This is a genomic window from Veillonellales bacterium, assembly GCA_039680175.1.
Lineage (GTDB): Bacteria > Bacillota > Negativicutes > JAAYSF01 > JAAYSF01 > JBDKTO01.
This window is the reverse complement of sequence record JBDKTO010000071.1, coordinates 19654-42052: the sequence shown is the minus strand read 5'-3', so window position 1 is coordinate 42052 and position 22399 is coordinate 19654. Positions and strand designations below refer to the sequence as shown.

Here is a 22399-nt window from a genome sequence, read left to right as displayed (position 1 = left end):
CTTACAGCACCTTCCTTACGGCTGACGGGCTGTAGGTGGCAAAAATCTGTTCAAAATTTGCGGCCACATTGTCATTGGCAAGGCTACTGTCACGGAAAACTGCATAATAGGGCCGACATTTGGCGATTTCCTGAACGGTTTCGTCGGTAACGTCACTATCAAAGCAGGCCAGCAGATACCCATCGTCCACATTGAATACCTTCTTGCCACCGATAATCTTTTCTTCGATTTTGGCGGAAAGCAAAATTCCCAAATCCAGTATCACCTGAAACAGCAAATCTTCCGGCGTACGGTCTTTCTTTATATTGTCCACCATTGAACGAAGATTCAGCTGCGTCACCTCACTCGGATGATAGTAGACATCTTCCATATTGCTGGAATCGACTTTCAGTACGCGAAAACCGATATCTAAATTCTGGGTAGTCAGCGGATGATCCGCTTTAATTTTCTGTCCGGCACGGCGGATGCGTTCTTTGCCGATTTCAGTAATCAATAATGGTTTGCTTTCTTTTTCCAAAAAATCAATTGCTACTTGAATAGATGCTTTAGCGTTACTATCAGAATGGCTTAAAGTTTCTAATAAGTCCTCTGGTAACTGAACCATAATAAACCTTGGTGCTACATTTATATTTTCGGCACTATATTGAATAACAGCGTCTGCAGAAGTTCCAGACCCTGAAAAAAAGTCTAAAATAATATCATTTTTATGTAGCACAATTGAACATATATTTTTTAATAATTTTGTTGGTTTAGGATGAGAAAATAGCTTAGGAATTCCGAATAATGTCGCCAATTCAGTAGTTGCATCTTCATTCATACCTTGATTGTCCCACCAAGACTCTGCTTTTCTTTTTTTTGTTACTTTATCCTTTAAAAAAACTTTTTGAACGGGTCTTGCATTTCCTGATTTTCCAAAAATTATTGTCCCATCTTTAATGCGTTTTAACGTTTCTTTTTCATTAAAAACCCAATAACGACCTTTAGGCGGAAAAAAAGCTTCACCTGTTTTAGGATTTGTAATGGAGAAATATGGTCCTTTATGATTTGCAGATAAATCCATTGTATCCCAATCACCGCGTGGATCATTATCGGGATTGCTAAAGGTCGATTGTTTTTCTTCTTGACTTACTTCATACCCAATATCACATATCGTCATTATAGATTTTGAATATACAAGTAGATAATCATGGACCGGTGGTATTACGCCTACATTGTTTCCATTCGTTTTTTTCTTCCATACAATACAACCAGCAAAATTATTCCCACCAAATATTTCATTACAAATTTTTTTCAAATTTTCCACTTCATTATCATCAATGCTGATAAAAATAACTCCATCGTCGGTTAATAAATCTTTCGCCAGTTTTAACCGTGGATACATCATATTCAGCCAGTCCGTATGAAACCGGCCATTGCTCTCTAAATTAGCAACCAGCTGGTCGCCATCGTCGGTGAACTGTCCGCTGTTGGCCAAATATTCGTCCGCATTCTGGGCAAAATCATCCTCGTAGACAAAATCTTTGCCTGTATTATAAGGCGGGTCAATGTAGATCAGCTTTACTTTGCCCAGATAGGTTTCCTGCAGCAGCTTCAGCACTTCAAGATTGTCGCCTTCGATGTAGAGGTTTTCCGTCGTGTCGAAGTCGACGCTTTCCTCCCGGCAGGGGCGCAGTGTTTTGGCAATAGGGGCATTCGCCAGCAAAATCGCTTTCTTTTTATCCGGCCAGGTAAATTGATATCGTTCCTTGGGTCCTTCAATAATGCTATCGGCAAGCTCTTGTTTCAATACATCAAAATCAATCCTGCGGACTGCTTTGCCGTCCTTAATTGTTTCAGTAAGCGCATTGGGAAACAATGCGCCGATTTTTTCGATATTGTCTGCAACCTGATCAATGGAATGCATTTTCAGTTTTTCCATGTGTATTCCCCTTTTTCTTCCGCCAGCCGGCGTTTCAATGTTTGCATCTCCGTATATAAAGCATACTTTTTCTTCGGCTGCTTTTCCGTCCTGGTCTGTTTCTCCATCTTATCAATATCTCGCTGCAATTTTAAAATATGTTCCTGCTTTTCCAGTAATTCTGCAACTTCGACTCCCTGACGATTCGGCAGTATCTCCTGCCGCAAGGCAATCTGCCGAACAAAGCAAGACCATATATCGTCCAGTGTGAAACTGCCGGAAAAGTCAAATTCCAGTTCACCGTTGGCCTGCCATTCGGTTTTGTAAAGCTTGCTGCAGTAGAGGGCGAACTGTTCCCAGCCTTCATAGCGCAGTTGAAATACAAGATGATGCTGGTTCTGTCGGGTGATCCGTTCTATAATCCGATATTCAAAGTCCTGAGCTTTCAAATCCACGACGAGCAAAAGGATTTCCTTGACGTCGCAGCCCGGCTGGATATTCAGAGTATCCGCTGTCAAAGAGTTGGCCAGACTGATATGGCTGATGTCGGCTACGAAGCGGGCTTTGAGTTCGCTGCTCAAGGACAGCCTCTGGTAAAAAGCTTCTTTTGGCAAAATCCGATTCACCGCAGTGGCTGCTGGAAGCGCCTTCATGCAATCACCGCCATAAAACAGATTAATTCAAAATCATCCAACCCGGAGATTCCATCGGAAAGGAATGTCGTTTGACAATTGGCAAAAAAGCTGTCAATATCTCTTGCTGCTTTTACATCAATAATAGCGGAAACAGCTTGTTCCAGAAGTTCTGAAACTTTTTCCATATTTCTGCCGTCCTGGGTTCTGCTATTAAAAAATCGGCAGGCCTCCATATCAGGTTCGCTCTTCCCCCGGGAAAAATGCCGCATGATGTCTAAAGATGATTTCGGTTCCAGATGGTTGCAGATTACTCTGCCGTCATCACCGATGTAGACGATATAAAAAGGATGCAGCCGATTTTGATTTTTGATGTTAATCGCCGTATTCACGTTTTTCAGAACAAAGATGACACCCGGCTGTTCGCCGTGAACCACGGCATGGATTCCCAGCGGCACACGATCAAGATTAGGCTGCTCTTTCAAATAATTCAACAAATCCATTCGAAATTCATTCAATCCTAAATCCATAATAGAAATACCGGTTGTCATTTCTTCCAAATCGACGACTTCATCCTGCAGCCGTTCCAGCTGACGTCGCCGATACTGCAAATCGCCGTTCTCTTCCTGATTGATATAGTCATCGTCGCCGGTAGAAGTCATAATGGAAATCTTCATGCGTATTTCCACGCGGCTTTTTAAATTGATATAGTCGTCCAGCGTTAAATCCGGCCAAAAGTTGACAAGCTGAATGACTTCATTCTGGCTGCCGATACGGTCAATGCGCCCGAATCGCTGAATAATGCGAACGGGATTCCAGTGAATATCATAGTTAATCAGATAATCGCAGTCCTGCAGGTTTTGGCCTTCCGAAATGCAGTCCGTTGCAATCAGTACGTCAATCTCATTGGAGTCGTTTCGATTCGACAATACTTTTTCCTTAGAAATCGGTGAAAAAGCTGTCAAAATCTCATTCATATCGGCAGGAAAGCGGGGAATCGTTGTTTTACCGGCAATTGTACCGGTAATCAGCGCTGTATTCAAGCCGTACTTTTTTTGTACGAAAGCGCTGACATGCTCATACAAATATTCCGCTGTATCCGCAAACGCAGTAAATACAATAATTTTTTTCTTACCGGAATTGATCGGATTTTCTATTTTGCTGCCGACAACCTGCAGCAGCGTATTGAGCTTGGAATCGTATTGTGGTGTTATGTCTTCAATCATTGCGATCAATAAGTCCAGAATTTCTAAATCGGCCTTAAGATCACGCTGCCAGGAAAGGACATCAATATCCCGCAAATCAATTCTAAAATTCTTGCCGACACAAAACACATCCAGGTTCTGATCATCCAAATCAAAATCTTCCATGTCGGAAAGCTCCTGGGTATTGATTCTTTTCCCCGGCCCCATGGTCATAATCTGTTCCAGCATCGACGCGTACATTTGCCGAATTCGCTGTACGGTCAGGCAAAATGAATGGACGGAGCTTTCCATTCGCTTCAGCAGATTGATGCTCATTAAACGGCGGATGCCTTCCTCGCGGCCGCTCTGGGACAAATTTTTGCCATGCTTCGATTCTGTATCAATGTATTTTTTTAGTTTGCTGGCATGAATATAGTAGGACGGCGTATAAAGCGAAAGATTCAAGTTCATTAGCTGCTCGTAAACTTCTTTATAATTGATCGCGCCTTCTCTGTGGGTCAGCCTTGGTCTAAGAGAAATTGGTTTATTCCGCTTCGGAAAACTACCGATTTCACTTGTATCGTAATACCGCTGGATATGCTTGCGCGACCGGGCAATCGTTACGCTGTCGAGCACTTCAAAAAAGTCGAAGTCAAGTTTTTTCAATAACGCTTCGGTTGTTCGCTGTTTTTCCGGCATTGAACTCCAAACATTAAACGCCGCCTGTGCCTGCCGAAATATGGTATCAATGTCCGATTTCGTATTCAATTTTTCATTGATGATTTCCGCTCGTCCTTCATAGGCTAAAGCCAATTGGTTTTTTAAATCATTAAAGCGGTTATTAACCGGCGTCGCCGAAAGCATAAGCACTTTTGTCTGCACGCCGGGACGAATGACACGATTCAATAAACGAAGATAGCGATTTTCTTTTTCGCTGTCTTTGCCATTAAAGGCACCGCCGTTACGAAAATTATGGGATTCGTCTATCACGACTAAATCATAATTACCCCAGTTAATCCGGTCAAGCGGCAACCCGATGGCCGTGTCGCCGCGTTCGCGGGAAACGTCTGTATGGTAAAGCACATCATAGCGCAGCCGATCTTGCACCAACGGATTATTGACTAAATTGCCCCGATACGTCAGCCAATTGTCTTTCAGCTTTTTCGGGCAAAGAACCAATACGCTTTTATTCCGCCCTTCATAATATTTGATAACCGCTAAGGCCGTAAATGTCTTGCCGAGTCCGACACTATCCGCCAAAATACAGCCGTTATATTGTTCCAGCTTATTGATAATCGCCAGTGCCGCATCCTTCTGAAAATTATATAATTTATTCCAGACCACACTGCTTTTAAATCCGGTCGCTTCATTCGGTAAAATATCTTCGGAAATATCATCCAGAAACTCGTTGAAAATATTGTACAAAGCCATAAAATAAATCAATTCCGCCGGATTCTCCTGATACACAGCGGAAATGCTCTCCATAACTTCATCTGTAACATCTTGCAATTTTGTATAATCCGACCAAATACCGTCAAAAAGGCGTACATATTCGCTGCTGAATGGAGCCTCAAACTTATTGACCATGTTATAAACATTATTGCCCCGCTTGCAGCCAATATCGACGGTAGTAAATCCATTCAACGGCATATACGTCAGGTTTTCTGACGAAGACTGCACATTTAAAAAACCACTCATATTCTCTTGCGTGGTATTCGTTTTAAAATGTACTTTTTTCTTGATCCATTCCGCACATTCTTGGGCAATCGCCTTCTGCTTCAGCTCATTGCGCAACTTGACTTCAAATTCCGTACCGTAAAGGCTTTTTTCTCGGGTCAAGCGGGGAATATAGAATTCTCGCTTTTCCTTCGGCGTTTTTTCCGCAACAAAAGTCGGCGAAGTAAAAACAAAGCGCAACTCGTCGATTTTCTCCAACTGAGCTTTCAGTTCCTGATAAGCAAATCGAAAAACAAGCAGCAGCAATAGAAAGTTTGCTGCCGGGAATAATGGTCTTAGCCAAATCATCTTTTACAACGTTGACGGTATTGTTAAATACCTCCATAACTAGAACCGCTCCCTCACTTCACCGAAACAACATCTCCTAAAATCTTCTATATACCATCTGTCATATCCTGCAAAATGAGTAAGGTTAATTAAACATTGATTCATTTTTTGTCGAATTATTTTATGTCTTTTCCCTAAAATCATGATATTTTTTATACAGCTCTTTATATTACAGCAAAACAATCTTTTCGGAGGTAAAAAAATTATGCTTAATAATTATGGGGAGATCCCGTGCGTAGAACAACTGTGTGAAGTTCTTTCAGCCGGTAAACCGCTTATAATTATTATCTTTCGGTCCGGTATAACCGGTTTGGAAGATTTAAAAGCAGGGTGTTATTGAATATATTATGAAAAAAGCAAGCTCGCATAAATATGAGGATTGGAGACTACCAACCCCTTTGCATACCACTTTTATGATAATTATACAAATAAATAAACGTCTTCTCCAGAATATAAGTATCATTTACAATTCCGCATGTGGTTGTGTTTATGTGCTATCAACATCAACTAAATTTAATATAAAATGCTAAATATCGGAACCGTTTGAAAAGAGCAACCAAACTATAAAGGTGTGGTATTGACGTTCAAAATATGTGTCGAATAATACCGAAATAAGTTATTTGCAGCGGAGCTGACATGATTTTTAGGGGGCCATTTAACATGGAAGAAAAGATTATGCACTTGGCTAATTTCAATATTACGTTTGGGGATAAAGAAGAACCAATGTTATCTCATTTTGAGGATGTTATTTTTCCCGCCTTTAACGCTGGTTATATACGAGGAAAAAAAGATGAAATTCCTTCATTTTTATTAAACCATGTTAAAATAAAAAAATTTGACGCAGAAGAATATGTACTTGTAGGGAACTATATTAAAGAAACAGAATATAGAATTCATACAACTGTAAAAAATGGAGAATTAACAGTTTCTCCTGCCCAACATCCAACCGCTCCATACTCACGATTTATTATATTTCTAAAAAATCACCGTATGGTTCTTGTTCGAAATGAAAATGCTAGTCCCGATATTAGAAGTTTCCAGAAAACGGTAAGATTTTTTTTGAGTAAATATGTCCGTGAATTTAATAAGGAAGAAAAGAAGAAAAATAAAGATTATGTTAAGTTGCCAAAAGCAAACGTAAATATAGTAGATATACCGCTGAGAGAAGATATTGAGTCTATTTTAAAAAATGTGAAAAAGATAGATTGGGTTACGCTTCGTTTTTTCCCTCTCAACAACGACTTTGATCAGCTACCTATGGCAAGTGCAGTGCGGGCTGAAATGAAAAAGATTGGATCGTCATCTGCTAACGCAAAGTTTAACTCGCCAGATTCCAAAGAAGGAATTAAGGAAATGTTAGTACATATAGGCGGGCAAGCTGCTCCAACAATACGTGTTACGAATGAAAATGGCGAAAAAGATACAATTAAAGAAGACTCGTTTTCATCTAATAAAAAAATTCCATTTGCAAGAGATATCTTGTCTGAAGATGATGTATATCTCATAGGCATTGCGCAAAAAGAATCAATTATAAATGTAACCAGTTCAGAAAATATAGCATGGTATAAAAGAATTTTACCTATTATTCGTTCTTTGTTGTAAAGCGCAAGAAGGATGCGCGCATAGATAGGGGTGTAGTAAATGAGTGAAGAAAAATATTTTTCTACTATTGAAGAATTTATAAAAGAAACACCTGCAAAAAAAATGATTGCGCATGCCTTCAAAGAAATTTGTCCAAATAAAAATAATCGTTTTTCTACCTGTATTATCTTTGCTTTAGCTCTCTCTTTTGCGGTTTATATAGGAGTAGATGAGAATACAATAAAGATATTAACTGCAATTGAAGGCATAATTCTATCTGCGCAATTAAATATATTTGCGTATCTGTTTACAATTTATACCATTTTATTGGCCTTTTTGAGCGATAAATATATTAAAGCACTTTCTAAAGTTTGCGAAGTAGATGGCGTAAGTTCTTTAAAAAAACGTACGTCTTACTATGAATCTATTCTCTTCTTATATTTTATAGGTTTGGCGATAACGGGTGTTTTATCTCTCTTTTTAAATTGTTTACAAAATGATTGGAGTTTAACTCCAGATCAAGGTATTAATAGTAGCATAACAATCCTATTTCTTCTTGTATACTTTTTCTATACTTTTCGAATATTTTATGAACTTAAAAGCACTATTTACAATACAATAGTTATGTTTAGAGAAAGTATCACATACAAAATCCTCATAATAGCAAAAAATGAAAAAGAAGAAGTCATGGGAAAAACAGGAAATAAAGGGAAAGAAGGCGAATTTATTGATAATAATTCTAAATAAAGCTGTTTTACATATTCTGGATTTTGATTCTGGAATAACTGTTTTATCGGAAAAAGAATTAGATATTCATGATAATAGCGTAATAACTTATATAACAAAACATGTTGAAAAGTTTTTAAACAATTCGAATGCAGAAACAGGAGTTTTTTGTAAAAATAGTATCTTTTGTAAAAACCTACTAGATTATACCGATGGCAATTTAGATTTTATGGAATTTTCTTATTATATAGCAAATATAATACATTCTGAAACGTCAAAGTCAGATATTTTAGATCCTACAGATTTAATTATTGCTGATCTTAGTGTAGACAATAAACCATATCTAGTCATTTTTAAATGCAATAATAAAATAGGATTTACTCATTATGTGAATAAAGACGATGGACGAATAAAAAATGAACTCATTAATTATTATACCATTCTTCCTAATATTTCCCAAAAGATTGATGAATATGCTATTGTAGAAACAAATTCTTTGTACATTAAGTTTAACGATAAAAAAAGGTTTATAGATGGTAAAGATACATTTATAATACCGGAAAAGCTTTTAGAATGTACTTCCTCAATTTCACCTAAACATGCAATTGACTTAGTTCAATCGATTACACGAACTGTATCAGAAAATCATGGACAAAGTAGCGTTGCTGCAATATCTAAAGTAAAAAGCTATTTGGTTGAAAATGCAGAGATTTCGGATTTCCTAGATCCAGTAGAATTAGGAAAAGAGGTATTTAGTTCTTCTTCTGCAATGCAGGAAGAATATATTAACGAAGTAAAAAATGCAGGTATCCCAAATACTGTTAAAGTAGATAGATCTTTCGCCATAAAAAATAGTAAAAATCATAGAATTAAAACTGATACAGGAATTGAATTAGCATTTCCGGTGGATTACTTTCAAAATAAGGATTATATTGAATTTACAAATAATCCAGACGGAACCATACTAATACAATTAAAAAACATTGGGAAAATAATAAATAAATAAATATGTATACATGTGGAAGACATTTTTTGAGGACCAATGTATATACCCGCTCGCAGAAACAGCACTAACCGCGACAATCAATGCTAATTTATATTTTGTTGACAGCATTTCCACATCAGCAAAAATTTCTAGTTGTCCCGGTTTATCATTGTCAGCTATTTTACACGAATTCAATTTTTTTATATCTTTACGTGGACATATAAACTTTACGAGCTTGGACAGTCAAATCACATCCTTGGGGATAGTTGGATTTTGATTTCTTATCGGAAACTTTAACATAACCTATCTGCTCCAGTATAGGCATGTAACTTATATCTAAAAGATAGGATTATGTTTCTTTAAAATTACGTTTAGTCCTTTAAGGTTATTCGTTATAATTTTTTCGAATTTTTCGATAATGTCATTTTAATTACAACAAACCAAGCGCTCCTTTACGAAAAAAGTGATGCACTTTTTTGCGATGCAAAAAATCCAGCTGTCCGCTACGTCCGCCTCGTCCCCTAAATTTTTATATACCTAACCGTTGATATAGCTGGATTTTTAAAAAAATCTTGCGGACGACGGACAAGAATATGCCTGCCCCTATTAATATTTCATAAAGGTATCTTTGCTAAATAGCATTGTTTCTGCATCAAGATTCATCTTGCTTTTATCCAGAAATGGATACGAGAATGTCAGTCATGAGGATATCATCACCCTAGCCTATTAGACCTAAACAAAATTCACCAGCAGCAGCAAAGTCCTATGGCATCTATTCTTTTTCCCTACATAGATATGCTATAATAAATTAAATTGATATGCACTAGATATGTACTAGATAGTACTGAAGCATAACATATTGACGATTAACTATTGGCATACTGATGGATAAGAAGAGCGGAGGTAGTCTTGCTATGTTGCTTTATCATGGCACTAACCAAATGGTGTCAAAACCGAAGCTGATTATCCAGAATAGATTTTTAGATTTTGGATTCGGCTTTTATACAACAACAAATAAAGCACAGGCAACCAATTTTTCAAAAAAAGTAATGATACGCCGAAAAATTGGAAAAGCAATCGTAAATGTTTATCATTTAGATGAAGAGCGTGCCCTGCAGGCATTAGACGTTTTACGCTTTGATTATGCTAATGAAAAATGGCTGGATTTTGTTTCACTTAACAGAGCAGGCGAATATACCGGGAGGCAATATGATTGTATTATTGGTCCGGTTGCAGATGATGACGTTTATCGGACTTTTACCCTTTATACAAGCGGTCTCTTAACAAAAGAGCAAACATTAGCTGCTCTAAAGGTGAAAAATTTATATGATCAAGTTGTTTTTGCAACTGAAAAGTCCTTAACGTACTTGAAGTTTTCAGGTAGCCTTGAGGAGGAATACTAAAATGGAAGAAAAACAACTGCATGGAATACTTACTTTGATTGTGCCACAATTAATTGCCTTAATTGCCGAAAAGCAAAAAGTGGATGAACTGCAGGCTACAGAGGCATTATATCAATCTGAGCTATATGCATTACTGGAAGATGAAGATACAAAACTTTGGCATTTAAGTCCGTTAACACTATATGAAATGTTCGCCGAGGAGAAGCAAACCGGCCAAATTACTTTTCCTGAGGAGGCTTAAGCATGAGCAAGAATTTGCCCTTTTTGGTGTATTGCATTGAGGAATATAAGACGCAAAAACGTATGACCGGCAGGGCAACCATGGAACTGTTTAAGAAATATGGTGTACAAAATTATCTTTATGACTGTTACGATGCCTTGCATACAACAGGATCAAACTATATCATAAATGACATTGATAATTTTATCCGTGAAAGAGATCGTAAAATCATTTCTTAAGATTATTCTCGCGAGGCAATTCAAATATGCAGCAAGTACAGTTTATTTGACTAAAAACGGCGAAGGTGATCTCGTGGTTATGGATATCGCAACCTATACGAAAAGGGAAAGTATGCTGCGTCTGCGGGAAAACTTGCTTGTCTCAGAAGAGAGTCGGCTTCAAGGAACGCCCGAACATTCCATAGACGAGGTATCCGCCATGATGAAAGTTGCCGTCCATGAGGTGTTGGATGTTGATACCTCAATCCGCGGGCCAATTGACATTAACACTAATGGAATTTTCGGGGATAAATAGAAAGTGGCTGCCGGAAATCGATTTTTCCTATGGGGTGATTTGTGGGGTGATTTCAAATTATACTGCATGGAAAACATATAAAAAATAAAAAATATGCCCTGGTTTTGTGTAAAAAACAGCCTAAAATGCACATAAAACAGGCAAAAAAAGGCTGGGGACTAATTGCTAAATCGTTAGAGGGAGCAATCCCTGCCAGGGTTCAAATCCCTGCCACTCCGCCATTTACAAGAGAAAGGACTTTGGAATTTATTCCAAAGTCCTTGTTTTTTTGCCTGTGGGGTGATTATAAATAGAATGCATAGAATTTTTGAAAAACATGCATTCTATGCACACTTGAAAATAAAAATCACTCCCCTCTTTGCTCATTTTTTTCATCGTCCATTAGCTGCTGAATTACAGCGACCGCATCATCCTATACTTATCCTATTACAATATGCTTTACTTAATCAAGATTCTATCTGAATCCTTATACACTATTTCGGTAATATCCTGCCCTATACCAGGAAGTTCTGGAACGGTATAGCGTCCTCTTACTGGCTGGTAATTATAAACGCATAGTTCAGCATACTCCGGCAACAAACTTTTTTGATGATGTTCATGAATGCAGAAATTAGGAATTGCTGTTTCAGCATGCAAGGCTGCCGCTTCTGCTACACCCGTTCCTGCCACATGTGCTTGTACTGTAACCTCATATGCATGCGCAATGTCTGCAATCTTTTTAAACTCAGAAAAACCACCACATGAGCCAATATCTGGCTGAATTATATCAATAGAACGATCCGCAAAGAAAGGTAAATATCCCCAGCGGGTGTATATTCTTTCACCCGAAGCAATAGGAATATTAATCTTTTCTTTGGCCTTTTGCAGTAATTTAGAATTCAACGGTGTATTAATCTCTTCATAAAAGAAAATATTGTATTCTTCAATTGCTTTTGCAAACTGAACTGCACTAACCATATCCGTATTCGCATGATTCTCAATAATGATATCTACGTCTGGGCCAACAGCTTCGCGGATTGCTTTTACGCGTTCTACACCTAGTTGAATTACAGAATTGGCTAAAGGTCCTTCCAGATATACATTATCCGTAGTGCCGTTGCGATTAAGCGCCAATACATCTACTTTTATGGCATCATAGCCATCCTCAACAGCCTTCAGGGCTTCCTCTGCGTATTCTTCTTTTAGCCCTTTCGGCTTCCTCTCTGAGCCCCATCCAAACTGAATTTGCGAAGCATATACTCTAAGATCATTCCTGCACTTTCCACCTAAAAGTTTATATAACGGCAATCCCATCACCTTTCCTTTAATGTCCCAAAGCGCCATATCAAGTGCACTCATTCCGGAAAAAATGACAGTTCCTCCGCCCTGCCCCCAAAAGGTTTTTTTAAAGAACTTCTCCCATATAAATTCCGTATTAAATGGATCCAATCCTAAAAGCATCTGGGAAAGGTCTTTGATCATTCCAACAGCGGCGCTTCCACCTATACCATAAGCCATACCTGCTTCCCCAACACCAAAAATTCCTTGATCTGTACCAATTCTCACTAAAATAGGGCGTTGCCCTGAGTTTTTACGTAGATGTACATGAAATACTTCCACTTGAGTAATTTTCATTAATAAAACCACCTTATATTTTTATAGAACATACATATAGCAAAAAAGCTGTTAACACCCCTTGGGGTAATCTTTACTGTGCTAAACAATGTCGATACTAAACATGCAAGTGACAGGCAACCTTGTGCTTTGTACCAATCTCCCGCAAAGCAGGCGGAATTTCCTTGCATTTTTCATTTGCAATCGGACATCTTGTGTGAAAAACACATCCGGACGGCATATTTAAAGGCGAAGGCACATCCCCGTTTAGCACAATCCGGCTTCGTTTCCGTGTCGGATTGGAATGAGGAATAGCCGACAACAATGCCTGGGTATATGGATGCTGTGGCTCACTGAACAGCGAATCCGTATCAGCCTCTTCCAATATGTGCCCTAGGTACATGACACCGATTCGATCTGAAATATGGCGGATAACACTTAGGTTATGTGAAATAAATAAATACGTCAATTGTAATCCGTCCTGGATTTTTCTCAACAAATTAATAATTTGCGACTGCGTGGAAACATCCAATGCTGATACCGGCTCATCTAAAACGACAAACTTTGGCTGAACGGAAAGCGCCCGGGCTAGAACGATTCGCTGTCGCTGCCCGCCAGAGAATTCATGCGGATATCGGTCATAATGATCTATTTGCAAACCAACTTTACTCAAAATTTCGCATACATGGCCTTTACGGTCTTGTGGACTGCCGATATTGTAAATATTCAACGGCTCCCGGATAGCGTCACCAATCCTAATCCGAGGATTCAATGCGGAAAAAGGATCCTGAAACACGATCTGTACTTGTTTACGAATTTTTTGCAATTCAGGCTCATCTAATTTCAGAATATCTCTACCTTGGTAAAATACTTCACCGGATGTTGGTTCAATCAACCGCAATATCATCCGACCAGTTGTGCTTTTGCCACAACCGGATTCCCCGACAAGTCCATACGTTTCTCCTTCCCGCAGCGAAAAAGAAATCTCGTTAACCGCCCTTACCATGGCAGAAGGTTGAAAATATGTCCCCCTAGCGGGAAAATATTTGACCAATTTATTGACTTTAACCAACGGCTCTACTATTTTTAAGTCACTAAACGGCAAAATGTTTCATCTCCATTCTGTTTTTCCCGATGCCAGCACCTGACCTTGTGTCCCGCACAAATAACTTCCATTTCAGGAGGCTGTTCCCAACATTGCTTATCGGCATGAGGACAACGCGGCGCAAAACGGCATCCATCGGGGATATGGTATAGGGAAGGAACCACTCCGTTGATCACATGCAGTGGTTTTCCTCGATTGCCATCAAGCGTCGGATTGGATTGAATCAATCCAACCGTATAGGGATGACAAGGTGTCGCAAACAACTTCTCCACCGAACATTCTTCGACAATCTGACCTAAGTACATGACCATCACCCGGGTACATACTTCAGCAACAACCCCCAAATCATGCGTGATTAAAATAATACCCATATTCAGCTGCTGCTGCAGTTCCATCATCAAATCGAGAATTTGTGCCTGTATCGTCACATCAAGAGCGGTTGTGGGCTCATCGGCAATCAGTAATTTGGGATGACATGCTAATGCCATTGCAATCATAACGCGTTGACGCATTCCGCCAGAAAGCTGATGTGAATATTCCTTAATTCGTTTTTGCGGAGAAGGGATTCCTACCAATTCCAACATATTGACCGCTATCTCCATAGCTGCTTTTTTATTGACATTTTGATGTAAGGTAATGGATTCAACAATTTGATTGCCAATTGTATACAGGGGATTCAATGATGTCATCGGATCCTGGAAAATCATCGAAATCTGGTTTCCACGAATTTTTTGAATTTGAGCAAGCGACATCGTCAGCAAATTTTTTTGTCTAAAGTAAATTTCTCCCTCCAGTTGTGTCCCGCTATGCGCCTTAAACAGACGCAAAATTGACAGCGCTGTAACACTCTTACCACAACCTGATTCCCCTACCAAACCTACTGTCTCTCCCTCATTTACGTCAAATGTAACTCCGTCAATAGCCGTCAATGGTCCTTCTTCAGTAAAAAACTTGGTTCTTAAATTGTTTACACGCAGCAATGGAATCGCATTTCCCACAGATTTTCACCTCCTTTGATAACATTTACTATCCTTTGGCTTTATTGGTATGCGGATCCAAAAGATCCCGCAATCCATCGCCGATCAGATTTAACCCGAATACTGTCATCGCAATTGCGAGTCCAGGGAATATCATGATCCACCATGCCTGCCTTATCAAGGTTCTCCCATCGTTTAAAATATTTCCCCAACTCGGCTGGGGGGGAGGCGTGCCAGCTCCCAGAAAACTCAAGGATGCTTCAATAATCACTGCATATGCAAAAATAAAAGTTGCCTGAATAATCAAAGGCGACAAACAGTTTGGTGCTATATGCCGCCAGATAATTCTTGTCGGTTTTCCTCCGATAGCCCGTATCGCTTCAATATATGTCTGTTCCCGTACTACAAGGGCGGTCGCCCTTACTGACCGAGCAACCGTAGGAATATGTACCACACTGATAGAGATAATAATGTTTTTGATCGTCGGCCCTAAAGCAGCCATAATGGCGATAGCCAATAAAATAGCCGGAAATGCCATTAACCCGTCATTAATGCGCATAATAAAATTATCTAACCGTCGGTAGTAAGCGGAATAAAGACCGATAATCAAACCGACCGTCGATGTAATTACAACTACAGAAAACCCAACTTCCATGGATATTTGACTACCATACACAACTCGGCTAAAAATATCCCGTCCGAATTCATCGGTCCCAAACCAATGAGCTACGCTAGGCGGTTTTAACCGATCCAAAACCTGCATTTCAAGAGGACTATAAGTGGCAATTAACGGCGCAAAAAGAGCCATTAAAATCACAATCGATATCAGCACACTTCCTGTTACTGCTAGCCGATTCGATAATATACGCCGTAATAGCAACTTCTTTTGTAATACAGTACCCATTTAAATCTATCCTTTCCATCCTCATGCTTTGCCGTCATATCGAACCCGTGGATCAATATAAGCGTACAAAATATCTACAAATAAATTAATCAATACATAGGCAACCGCAATCATCAAAACCGTTCCTTGTATAACTACATAATCCCGTCTCAAAACCGAATTGACGATTAGTTTTCCAATACCGGGAATGTTAAAGACGGTCTCAGTAACTACCGCACCACCGATCAGTGTGGCAAATGTCAGTCCAATTACCGTTAATATTGGGATAAATGCATTCTTTAAAGCATGTTTGTAAATAACAACTCTTTGACTTAATCCTTTGGCTTCAGCCGTCAAAATATAATTTTCATTCAGCACCTCAAGCATAGACGAACGAGTCATTCGAGCGATCAGTGCGCCCTGCATGATTCCCAGAGAAATAGCTGGTAAAATCAAATATTTTAGATGATTCACCAGTCCATTTGACAATGGTTGATACCCAGCAGCCGGGAGCCAATTTAGTTTAACGGCAAACAGCAAGATAAAATTCAGTCCCAGCCAAAAACTAGGGATTGAAATACCGAGCAGTGCAATCATCATAAATGACTGATCGCTCCATGTCCCCCGATGTGTCGCTGCCATTACACCCAACGGAATGGCAAATAATACGGCAATGATCTCTGCCAATAAAGTTAATGAAATGGTAGGCCCCAAGTGCTGCCATATTGCCTGCGTAACAGGCATATTTATAAAAATTGACCGTCCTAAATCCCCCTGCAATACTCCTAAAATCCATTTGCCGAACTGAATATAGATAGGGAGATTCAGGCCAAGCTGCTCACGCAAATTGGCCAAATCCGTCTCCGTAGCCTCTGAACCAAGCATTACGGCTGCAGGATCTCCGGGGGTAAGGTGAATAATAATAAAGTCTACCACTGCAACGACAATTAGTATGGGAATCAATGAAATAACTCGCCGAAAAATATATTGTGCCATTGATATCCTTCACTCCCTATTTCTTGCGCCTATTTAACAGAAACATTAGTCAAAGAAAGTATTTTGAAAAAATGAAATCCCTTTACGTACTTACGTTGAGCAATTAATCCATGCATATTTCCAAGCTTAGCAATAGGTGCATCATCCAAACTAAGACTCTGAACTTGCTCGAAGATTTTCTTTGCTTTATCAAAATCATTGGTTGCACGGATTTCATCAAGAAGCTTGTCCATTTCCGGATTATGATACCAGCCTCCCCAATTAAACCTTGAATCCAAATATAAGGTTTGAGTCGGTTCGACAAAAATTGTAAGAAAAGTCATACTCATATCCCATGCTTTCTCATCTTTGCGTTTGCTTAGCAATGTTGGCCAATCATATACTTCTAGATCGACTTTCATCCCAATCTTCTCCAGTTGATCTTTAACTACGACAGCACTTTTATATAAATATTCATAGTCACGCGTCACCTGAAGTTTCACTGGCTGCCCATTATAGCCAGCTTCGTCGAGAAGTTTTTTTGCCAGAGCCAAATTCTTTTGGTTGTATTTATCCTTACCAATATCCACATACCAAGCCTGTTCCTTGAACATAAGCCCAGGATCAATTTCGTAAAAATCCGGATTACCAGTCGCGGCTTTCATAATCGCATCTAGATCAAGTGCGGCATTTACTGCCTGACGTACCTTTACATTAGAAAAAACCTCACTTTTTGTATTAAATATAATAATATTTTCACAAAAAGGCTTGGCAACTGTTAAGACAAGATTCGAATCATTTTTTAAGATATCGTAGTTATCATACGGAATATCATCGGCAACGTCATATTCACCCGACTGAATGCCAGCAACTCTGGTTGCCGCATCCGCCACGGGAATAAAATACAAATCATCAACCAATGCCTCATGTTTCCCCGCCATACCGTTAGGTTCGCCCGGTAATGGTTTATAATTAGCAAATTTTTTCAAATGAATATATTGATCCTGTTTCCATTCGCCAAACTGAAACGGTCCTGTTCCCACATATTGTGTGACATTATTGTCACCAGCTTCCTCAATAACTTCCTTCGGCATAATAACACATCCCTGTGATGTATTAGCTAAAGCCGGCAAAACCGCACTTGATGGCTGAGGAAGCGTAATTACAGCAGTATGTTCGTCTTTAGCGCTTACCATTGCTTGGCTCAAAGTTGAGCGACCTGCGGACGAAAATTTTCTCCACCGATTAATCGACGCAACAACATCCTCTGCATTCAAAACTTTTCCATTATGAAAGGTAACATCCTTGCGCAAAGGAAAGGTAATCGTTTTTTCGTCCGGGCTTATCTCAATCTTTTCGGCTAGCATAGGCACTACTTTATAGTCCTTATCCAATGTTACCAGCGATTCGAACATATGAAATGCAATCTGCTGACTAACTGACGCTGTTGTCCTATGCAGATCAAGTGTAGGGGGATTAGCCGATAGAGCAACCCTTAATTCATTTTTTTCTTTACCATCTGACGTTCCCGACGATGACGTTGAGCAACCAGCCAAGAATACCAGCATAACGATGGCAATCAGTACGATGCACCAATTTCGCTTACTCATTTGACAACCTCCCTAATAATATACTGAAAGTCATAACGATACATTATTTGCTTCTACCAGGAGTGCTTTTAACATCAAGTTCCTTAATTCGATCCGTTTGAAACCGTTCATAATAAGAATCGTAATTGTAAATAGCAGCCAGTGGATTATGGCCTAACACCCGATCCTTTACGGCCAATATAGTTACCAAAGATTGGGAGTACTTAATAAACAAGGAATCATGGCCAACACACAATCCTAATAAAATGTTGAATTCCGTCTGTGCAGTATTTAGTATTTTTGCTTGTGCAATAGGATTGCACATTGGTTCAAAACAGCCCTCATGTATTTTTTGATTTTCTTTCAATCCAAGAAAAGTCTTATCTTTACCGCCAACTTTACATACAACCGACACCACATCAAAACCATGATCTTCAAGTATTTTGCAAAAAACAGCCGCTTCTTTGTGCAGCCCCATACAAAACGCTACTCCTAATTTACGATATTCCATTCTTCGCGCAAACTCGATAATTTCCTGAACACGCGGTTTCACTGGATATAAATAGCCCGGACTAGCTTTGCGGTCGATATAACATGTTGCCTCCTGTTCGGCTGCCTCACAGGCAAATTTATTAATTTCGGCAATATTGTATTCGTCCTCGGCTTCTTGAATAACATCAGCATATAGACAAGTGGAACAAAAAGCTGGACTATTACCATCCATTCGTTGGCAAATCCGATTTTTAAGCTTACATTGGGCACACTTACCATGACTAATCATTTGTTATACCTCCTTGTTAATTTAGAGCATATAATTTATATAAAAGTTTTTATACAACACCCTCGTTTTAGACGTTCATACAGGTTCAGCGGGGCATTCTAAAAACAACCTAATTAAAAACAAGGTCCTTGTAATAGGATTTCAGTTGGATCATTATAATTCCAGCTTTCCATTTTTGTCCATGAGCCGGAAGCAATTTCCAGAATACGGTCAAGCATCCTCTCAGCCATTTCATTAATAGACTGTTTTCCTTCCATAACTGCAGAAGAATCAAAATCCATACTATCGCTATTTTGCCTATACGTTTGCCTGTTTCCGGTAACATACATCAGCGGACTAATAATACCACTGTTAATTGCCGGCATAGGAGAATAAGCAGGCATTCCGCCGCCGCCCATCTGATAGATAAATAAATGAACTCCCGCCGCAGCATAACCAAGTGGCAACGATAAAGAAGACATCCAAGAATCCATATAATACAATCCTGGTTTCACAGGCCTTTCTGCATAATTAAGTACTCCCTCAATTGCCATAGAACCTGATTTGGCTATAGCCCCAATTGATTTTTCTTCCAATGTAGTAATTCCGGCAGCGATATTAGCCGGAATCGGATTAATACTTCGAATATCTTCACCCGTTGCCTTGGCTTTCTCCTCCGTTACATGAACCACCCGAAGAATCGCCTTTTCAACTTCCGAATTCACACCTCGCTTAGCAACTATTTCCTCGGCACCAATCAATTCCGTTGTTTCGGAAAAAAAGCCCATCCCCCCAGCCGCAACTATTATATCTAAAACCTTGCCAACAACCGGATTCCCCACAATGCCAGATGTAGGATCAGACATGCCACATTTAATACCAATTTTTAAGTTGCTTAATGCACATGGCACCCTTCGTATATTCGTAGCTTCATTCACAAGCTCCCGCGCAACACGTATGCCTTCACCCAAAGCACTATAAAAACCGCCTGAATCACTTACAATAAGGGTACGAACGGGTTTACCAGTTTCCGTTTTTATCTGCTCAGTTAAAATATCTTCATGTAATTCCGGGTAGCCATAGCCTTTTTGTAAGCCGATAACCAGTACTCCTGCAATATTGGAGTTTATTCCCAGGCCAATAAACGTACGGGCAATTGTTTTCCTGTCATTCTTAGGTCGCCCCCCCTCGCCAGTTGTTAAAATAACCTTAGTGCCATTTACCATTTGTGAAATTTTTTTTGCTAAAATATTTACCTCTCGTTGAGCTGGTATGATTAATACCCAGTTGCGAATACCAAACGAGCCGTTTGGGCGGGGATATCCCAGAAACGTCTTCATATTCAATTCCTCCCTATGTAACAATAAGGTATACTTTCAAAAACCTAACTGCTAAAATTTATCCGAACCGACTGTTTGATAGGACAAATCGCCGCGTCCGCGGGCCCCCTCGCAATTATGAACGTGAACAACCATACCAGGCTGAATGTCCTTAGAAGCCACGCCTATTTTCGCACCATACTTAATAATTGGTTTGCTGGCTTTAATTACACATAAGGAAATTTTAAATCCAAAAGGTACATTCTCCCGCAATTTTATAGTTTTCATCTCCCCATCAATGTGCATCCTAGCAAAATCACCCTTTTGCAAATCGACTATCGCTGTCCCCACATTGTCATTTTTGTTCAGCACCAAAGCATTCATTTCCATAATAGTTAGTTATCCTTTCTAATTATTTCATTCAGCCCTCCCGGGTAATACGCTCGCAGCATCAAGCATAATTAATGTCTTATATTAAGCTCATTGCTTCACCGGCTAGCATCAAAACGGTTTCCAGCAATAAATCGCTTCCCAGTTTTATATCTTCATAGCGGGTGTCTTCTTCCGGAACATGACTTCTACCATCAATACTGGGCACAAAGATTATCCCCACATCGGTAACGTCAGTCATCATGCAAGAATCGTGAACGGCACCGCTGTTCATCCTTATATAAGGTAGTTTTTTCCGCAAAGCCGTTTTTTCTAGAAGATTTATAATTTTCTCAGACAGCACGAATGCATTTGACTCAGCGATTACCCCAACATTAGCACTCACTTCATGTAAATCACAAATTTGTTTAATAATTCTATTAATCTCTTGAACCGCCAGCTCAATTCCTTGAGCCGTAACATCCCGCACGTCAACAGTAAAAGAAACTTTTCCCGGAATGCAATTTGGAACATTAGGATAGCAAAATATCTTGCCAACCGTCCCTACTGTAGTATTCAAAGCCTCTTCACGGACAATTTTCTCAACCGCAGAAATTATTTTTGCCGCAGCCACCATCGGATCCTTACGTAGATTCATCGGTGTAGCTCCAGCATGATTCGAGAGTCCCTGGATTTCTACCCGCAGCAGCTTACTGCCTGCAACAGCTTCCACTATTCCAATGGGAATCTTCTTATTATCTAGAATTGAGCCTTGTTCAATATGCATTTCCAACATAGCTTTCACGGAACCCGGTTTTATTTGCTGGTTTTCTATATTATCAATATAAAGCCCAAAATCATTAGCCGTTTCATACATTGAAATACCATCATTGTTTTTTAAATTTTTCAGGTCATTTAGAGTATATTTACCCGTCATTGCTTTACTGCCAGCCATTGTTGAGCCGAAATTAGACCCTTCTTCTTCGGTAAAAATAATAATTTCAATTGGATGCAACAGCTTCAGCTTATTATCGACTATAACTCTTACTACTTCTAAAGCAGCTGCAACTCCAAGTAAACCGTCAAACTTCCCACCATGCAAAACTGTATCAATATGTGAGCCGATCATTACAGACGAAAGGCTTGGATCATCTCCCTCCAAACGTGCTCTAATATTGCCTACACCATCCACACGTACCTTGAGACCCAATTTTAAAAATTCGCAGCTAAAATATTCTCTTGCCTGTCTGTCTTGTTCGCTATAAGAAAATCTGCTATATCCTTCTCCTGGTGTACTATTAAATCGGGTGACTTCCTTGATCACTTGTCGTATCCTGTTAATTTGTGTTTCCACATTCTACACCTCGAATTCAAATCATATTCATTCTAGCAATTCGTCTCTTTATCATCCTGTTATAAAATAGTCGGTATAGAATTGATTTTTAAATTTATCTTTAATGTTGATCCCCTCCCAATATAAAACGCCGTTAAATTATCTGTATATACTCAGACATTCAACGGCGTCATTGCCTAAAAATTTTTGTAGAATTTTCCTTTTAACAAAAGATCTGTCTTTAAATTACTACTTAAAATATATGCAATT

20 protein-coding genes are annotated in these 22399 nt (G+C 39.3%); 7 read left to right on the top strand and 13 right to left on the bottom strand.

Annotated features, from left to right (window positions below; genetic code table 11):
• Position 1: 1 nt before the first annotated feature.
• From ABFC84_11800 to ABFC84_11790, 3 genes are read right to left on the bottom strand one after another with little or no spacing between them, the layout of a single operon-like run.
• On the bottom strand, positions 2–1918 hold the full coding sequence (locus ABFC84_11800; GenBank protein ID MEN6413420.1) for a site-specific DNA-methyltransferase: 1917 nt from the start codon (positions 1916–1918) through the stop codon (positions 2–4).
• Entirely contained in the window at positions 1906–2550 is a 645-nt protein-coding gene (locus ABFC84_11795; protein MEN6413419.1) for a DUF4391 domain-containing protein, read from the bottom strand. Before ABFC84_11795 ends, ABFC84_11800 begins: the two co-directional genes overlap by 13 nt.
• Positions 2547–5738 carry a helicase-related protein gene (locus ABFC84_11790; protein ID MEN6413418.1) on the bottom strand — a complete coding sequence of 1064 codons (3192 nt, stop codon included), beginning with the start codon at positions 5736–5738 and terminating at the stop codon, positions 2547–2549. The genes ABFC84_11795 and ABFC84_11790 overlap by 4 nt, the downstream gene beginning before the upstream one ends.
• A 699-nt stretch (positions 5739–6437) precedes the next feature.
• Between ABFC84_11790 and ABFC84_11785 the strand changes: the two genes are divergently transcribed.
• The 7 genes from ABFC84_11785 to ABFC84_11755 all read left to right on the top strand — a co-directional run bounded on the left by ABFC84_11785 (position 6438) and on the right by ABFC84_11755 (position 11226).
• Positions 6438–7379, top strand: a complete 942-nt coding sequence (locus tag ABFC84_11785) for a hypothetical protein (GenBank protein ID MEN6413417.1) — start codon at positions 6438–6440, stop codon at positions 7377–7379.
• 39 nt (positions 7380–7418) lie between these two features.
• Positions 7419–8105: a hypothetical protein gene (locus tag ABFC84_11780; protein ID MEN6413416.1), complete on the top strand. Its 687-nt coding sequence runs from the start codon at positions 7419–7421 to the stop codon at positions 8103–8105.
• Positions 8029–9090, top strand: a complete 1062-nt coding sequence (locus tag ABFC84_11775; GenBank protein MEN6413415.1) for a nucleoid-associated protein — start codon at positions 8029–8031, stop codon at positions 9088–9090. The genes ABFC84_11780 and ABFC84_11775 overlap by 77 nt, the downstream gene beginning before the upstream one ends.
• An 863-nt stretch (positions 9091–9953) precedes the next feature.
• A complete protein-coding gene (locus ABFC84_11770) occupies positions 9954–10472 on the top strand; it encodes a DUF3990 domain-containing protein (GenBank protein ID MEN6413414.1) in 519 nt (172 codons plus the stop codon).
• Position 10473: 1 nt separating this feature from the next.
• On the top strand, positions 10474–10713 hold the full coding sequence (locus ABFC84_11765) for a hypothetical protein (protein MEN6413413.1): 240 nt from the start codon (positions 10474–10476) through the stop codon (positions 10711–10713).
• A gap of 2 nt (positions 10714–10715) precedes the next feature.
• Positions 10716–10931, top strand: coding sequence for a DUF3791 domain-containing protein (locus ABFC84_11760; GenBank protein ID MEN6413412.1), 216 nt, complete (start codon positions 10716–10718; stop codon positions 10929–10931).
• A gap of 79 nt (positions 10932–11010) precedes the next feature.
• Positions 11011–11226, top strand: coding sequence for a hypothetical protein (locus ABFC84_11755; protein ID MEN6413411.1), 216 nt, complete (start codon positions 11011–11013; stop codon positions 11224–11226).
• Between the two features lie 438 nt (positions 11227–11664).
• On the opposite strand, the gene ABFC84_11750 is transcribed toward ABFC84_11755, so the two are convergent.
• The 10 genes from ABFC84_11750 to ABFC84_11705 all read right to left on the bottom strand — a co-directional run bounded on the left by ABFC84_11750 (position 11665) and on the right by ABFC84_11705 (position 22150).
• The gene (locus ABFC84_11750; GenBank protein MEN6413410.1) at positions 11665–12840 is read right to left on the bottom strand and encodes a mandelate racemase/muconate lactonizing enzyme family protein; all 1176 of its coding nucleotides are present in this window, start codon (positions 12838–12840) and stop codon (positions 11665–11667) included.
• 97 nt (positions 12841–12937) lie between these two features.
• The gene (locus tag ABFC84_11745; protein MEN6413409.1) at positions 12938–13924 is read right to left on the bottom strand and encodes a dipeptide ABC transporter ATP-binding protein; all 987 of its coding nucleotides are present in this window, start codon (positions 13922–13924) and stop codon (positions 12938–12940) included.
• The gene (locus ABFC84_11740; protein MEN6413408.1) at positions 13906–14922 is read right to left on the bottom strand and encodes an ABC transporter ATP-binding protein; all 1017 of its coding nucleotides are present in this window, start codon (positions 14920–14922) and stop codon (positions 13906–13908) included. Before ABFC84_11740 ends, ABFC84_11745 begins: the two co-directional genes overlap by 19 nt.
• Positions 14923–14950: 28 nt before the next feature.
• Complete coding sequence (locus ABFC84_11735) at positions 14951–15805, bottom strand: ABC transporter permease (GenBank protein ID MEN6413407.1); 855 nt, start codon at positions 15803–15805, stop codon at positions 14951–14953.
• 21 nt (positions 15806–15826) lie between these two features.
• Positions 15827–16780 (bottom strand): ABC transporter permease, encoded by a 954-nt coding sequence (locus ABFC84_11730; GenBank protein MEN6413406.1) that lies wholly within the window; start codon positions 16778–16780, stop codon positions 15827–15829.
• Positions 16781–16809: 29 nt separating this feature from the next.
• Positions 16810–18369 carry an ABC transporter substrate-binding protein gene (locus tag ABFC84_11725; GenBank protein ID MEN6413405.1) on the bottom strand — a complete coding sequence of 520 codons (1560 nt, stop codon included), beginning with the start codon at positions 18367–18369 and terminating at the stop codon, positions 16810–16812.
• A 43-nt stretch (positions 18370–18412) separates the two neighbouring features.
• A complete protein-coding gene (locus tag ABFC84_11720; protein ID MEN6413404.1) occupies positions 18413–19129 on the bottom strand; it encodes a DUF1847 domain-containing protein in 717 nt (238 codons plus the stop codon).
• Between the two features lie 113 nt (positions 19130–19242).
• Positions 19243–20448, bottom strand: a complete 1206-nt coding sequence (locus ABFC84_11715; GenBank protein ID MEN6413403.1) for a UxaA family hydrolase — start codon at positions 20446–20448, stop codon at positions 19243–19245.
• Between the two features lie 51 nt (positions 20449–20499).
• Complete coding sequence (locus ABFC84_11710; protein MEN6413402.1) at positions 20500–20817, bottom strand: UxaA family hydrolase; 318 nt, start codon at positions 20815–20817, stop codon at positions 20500–20502.
• A 79-nt stretch (positions 20818–20896) separates the two neighbouring features.
• Positions 20897–22150, bottom strand: a complete 1254-nt coding sequence (locus ABFC84_11705; GenBank protein ID MEN6413401.1) for a Zn-dependent hydrolase — start codon at positions 22148–22150, stop codon at positions 20897–20899.
• Positions 22151–22399: the final 249 nt, after the last annotated feature.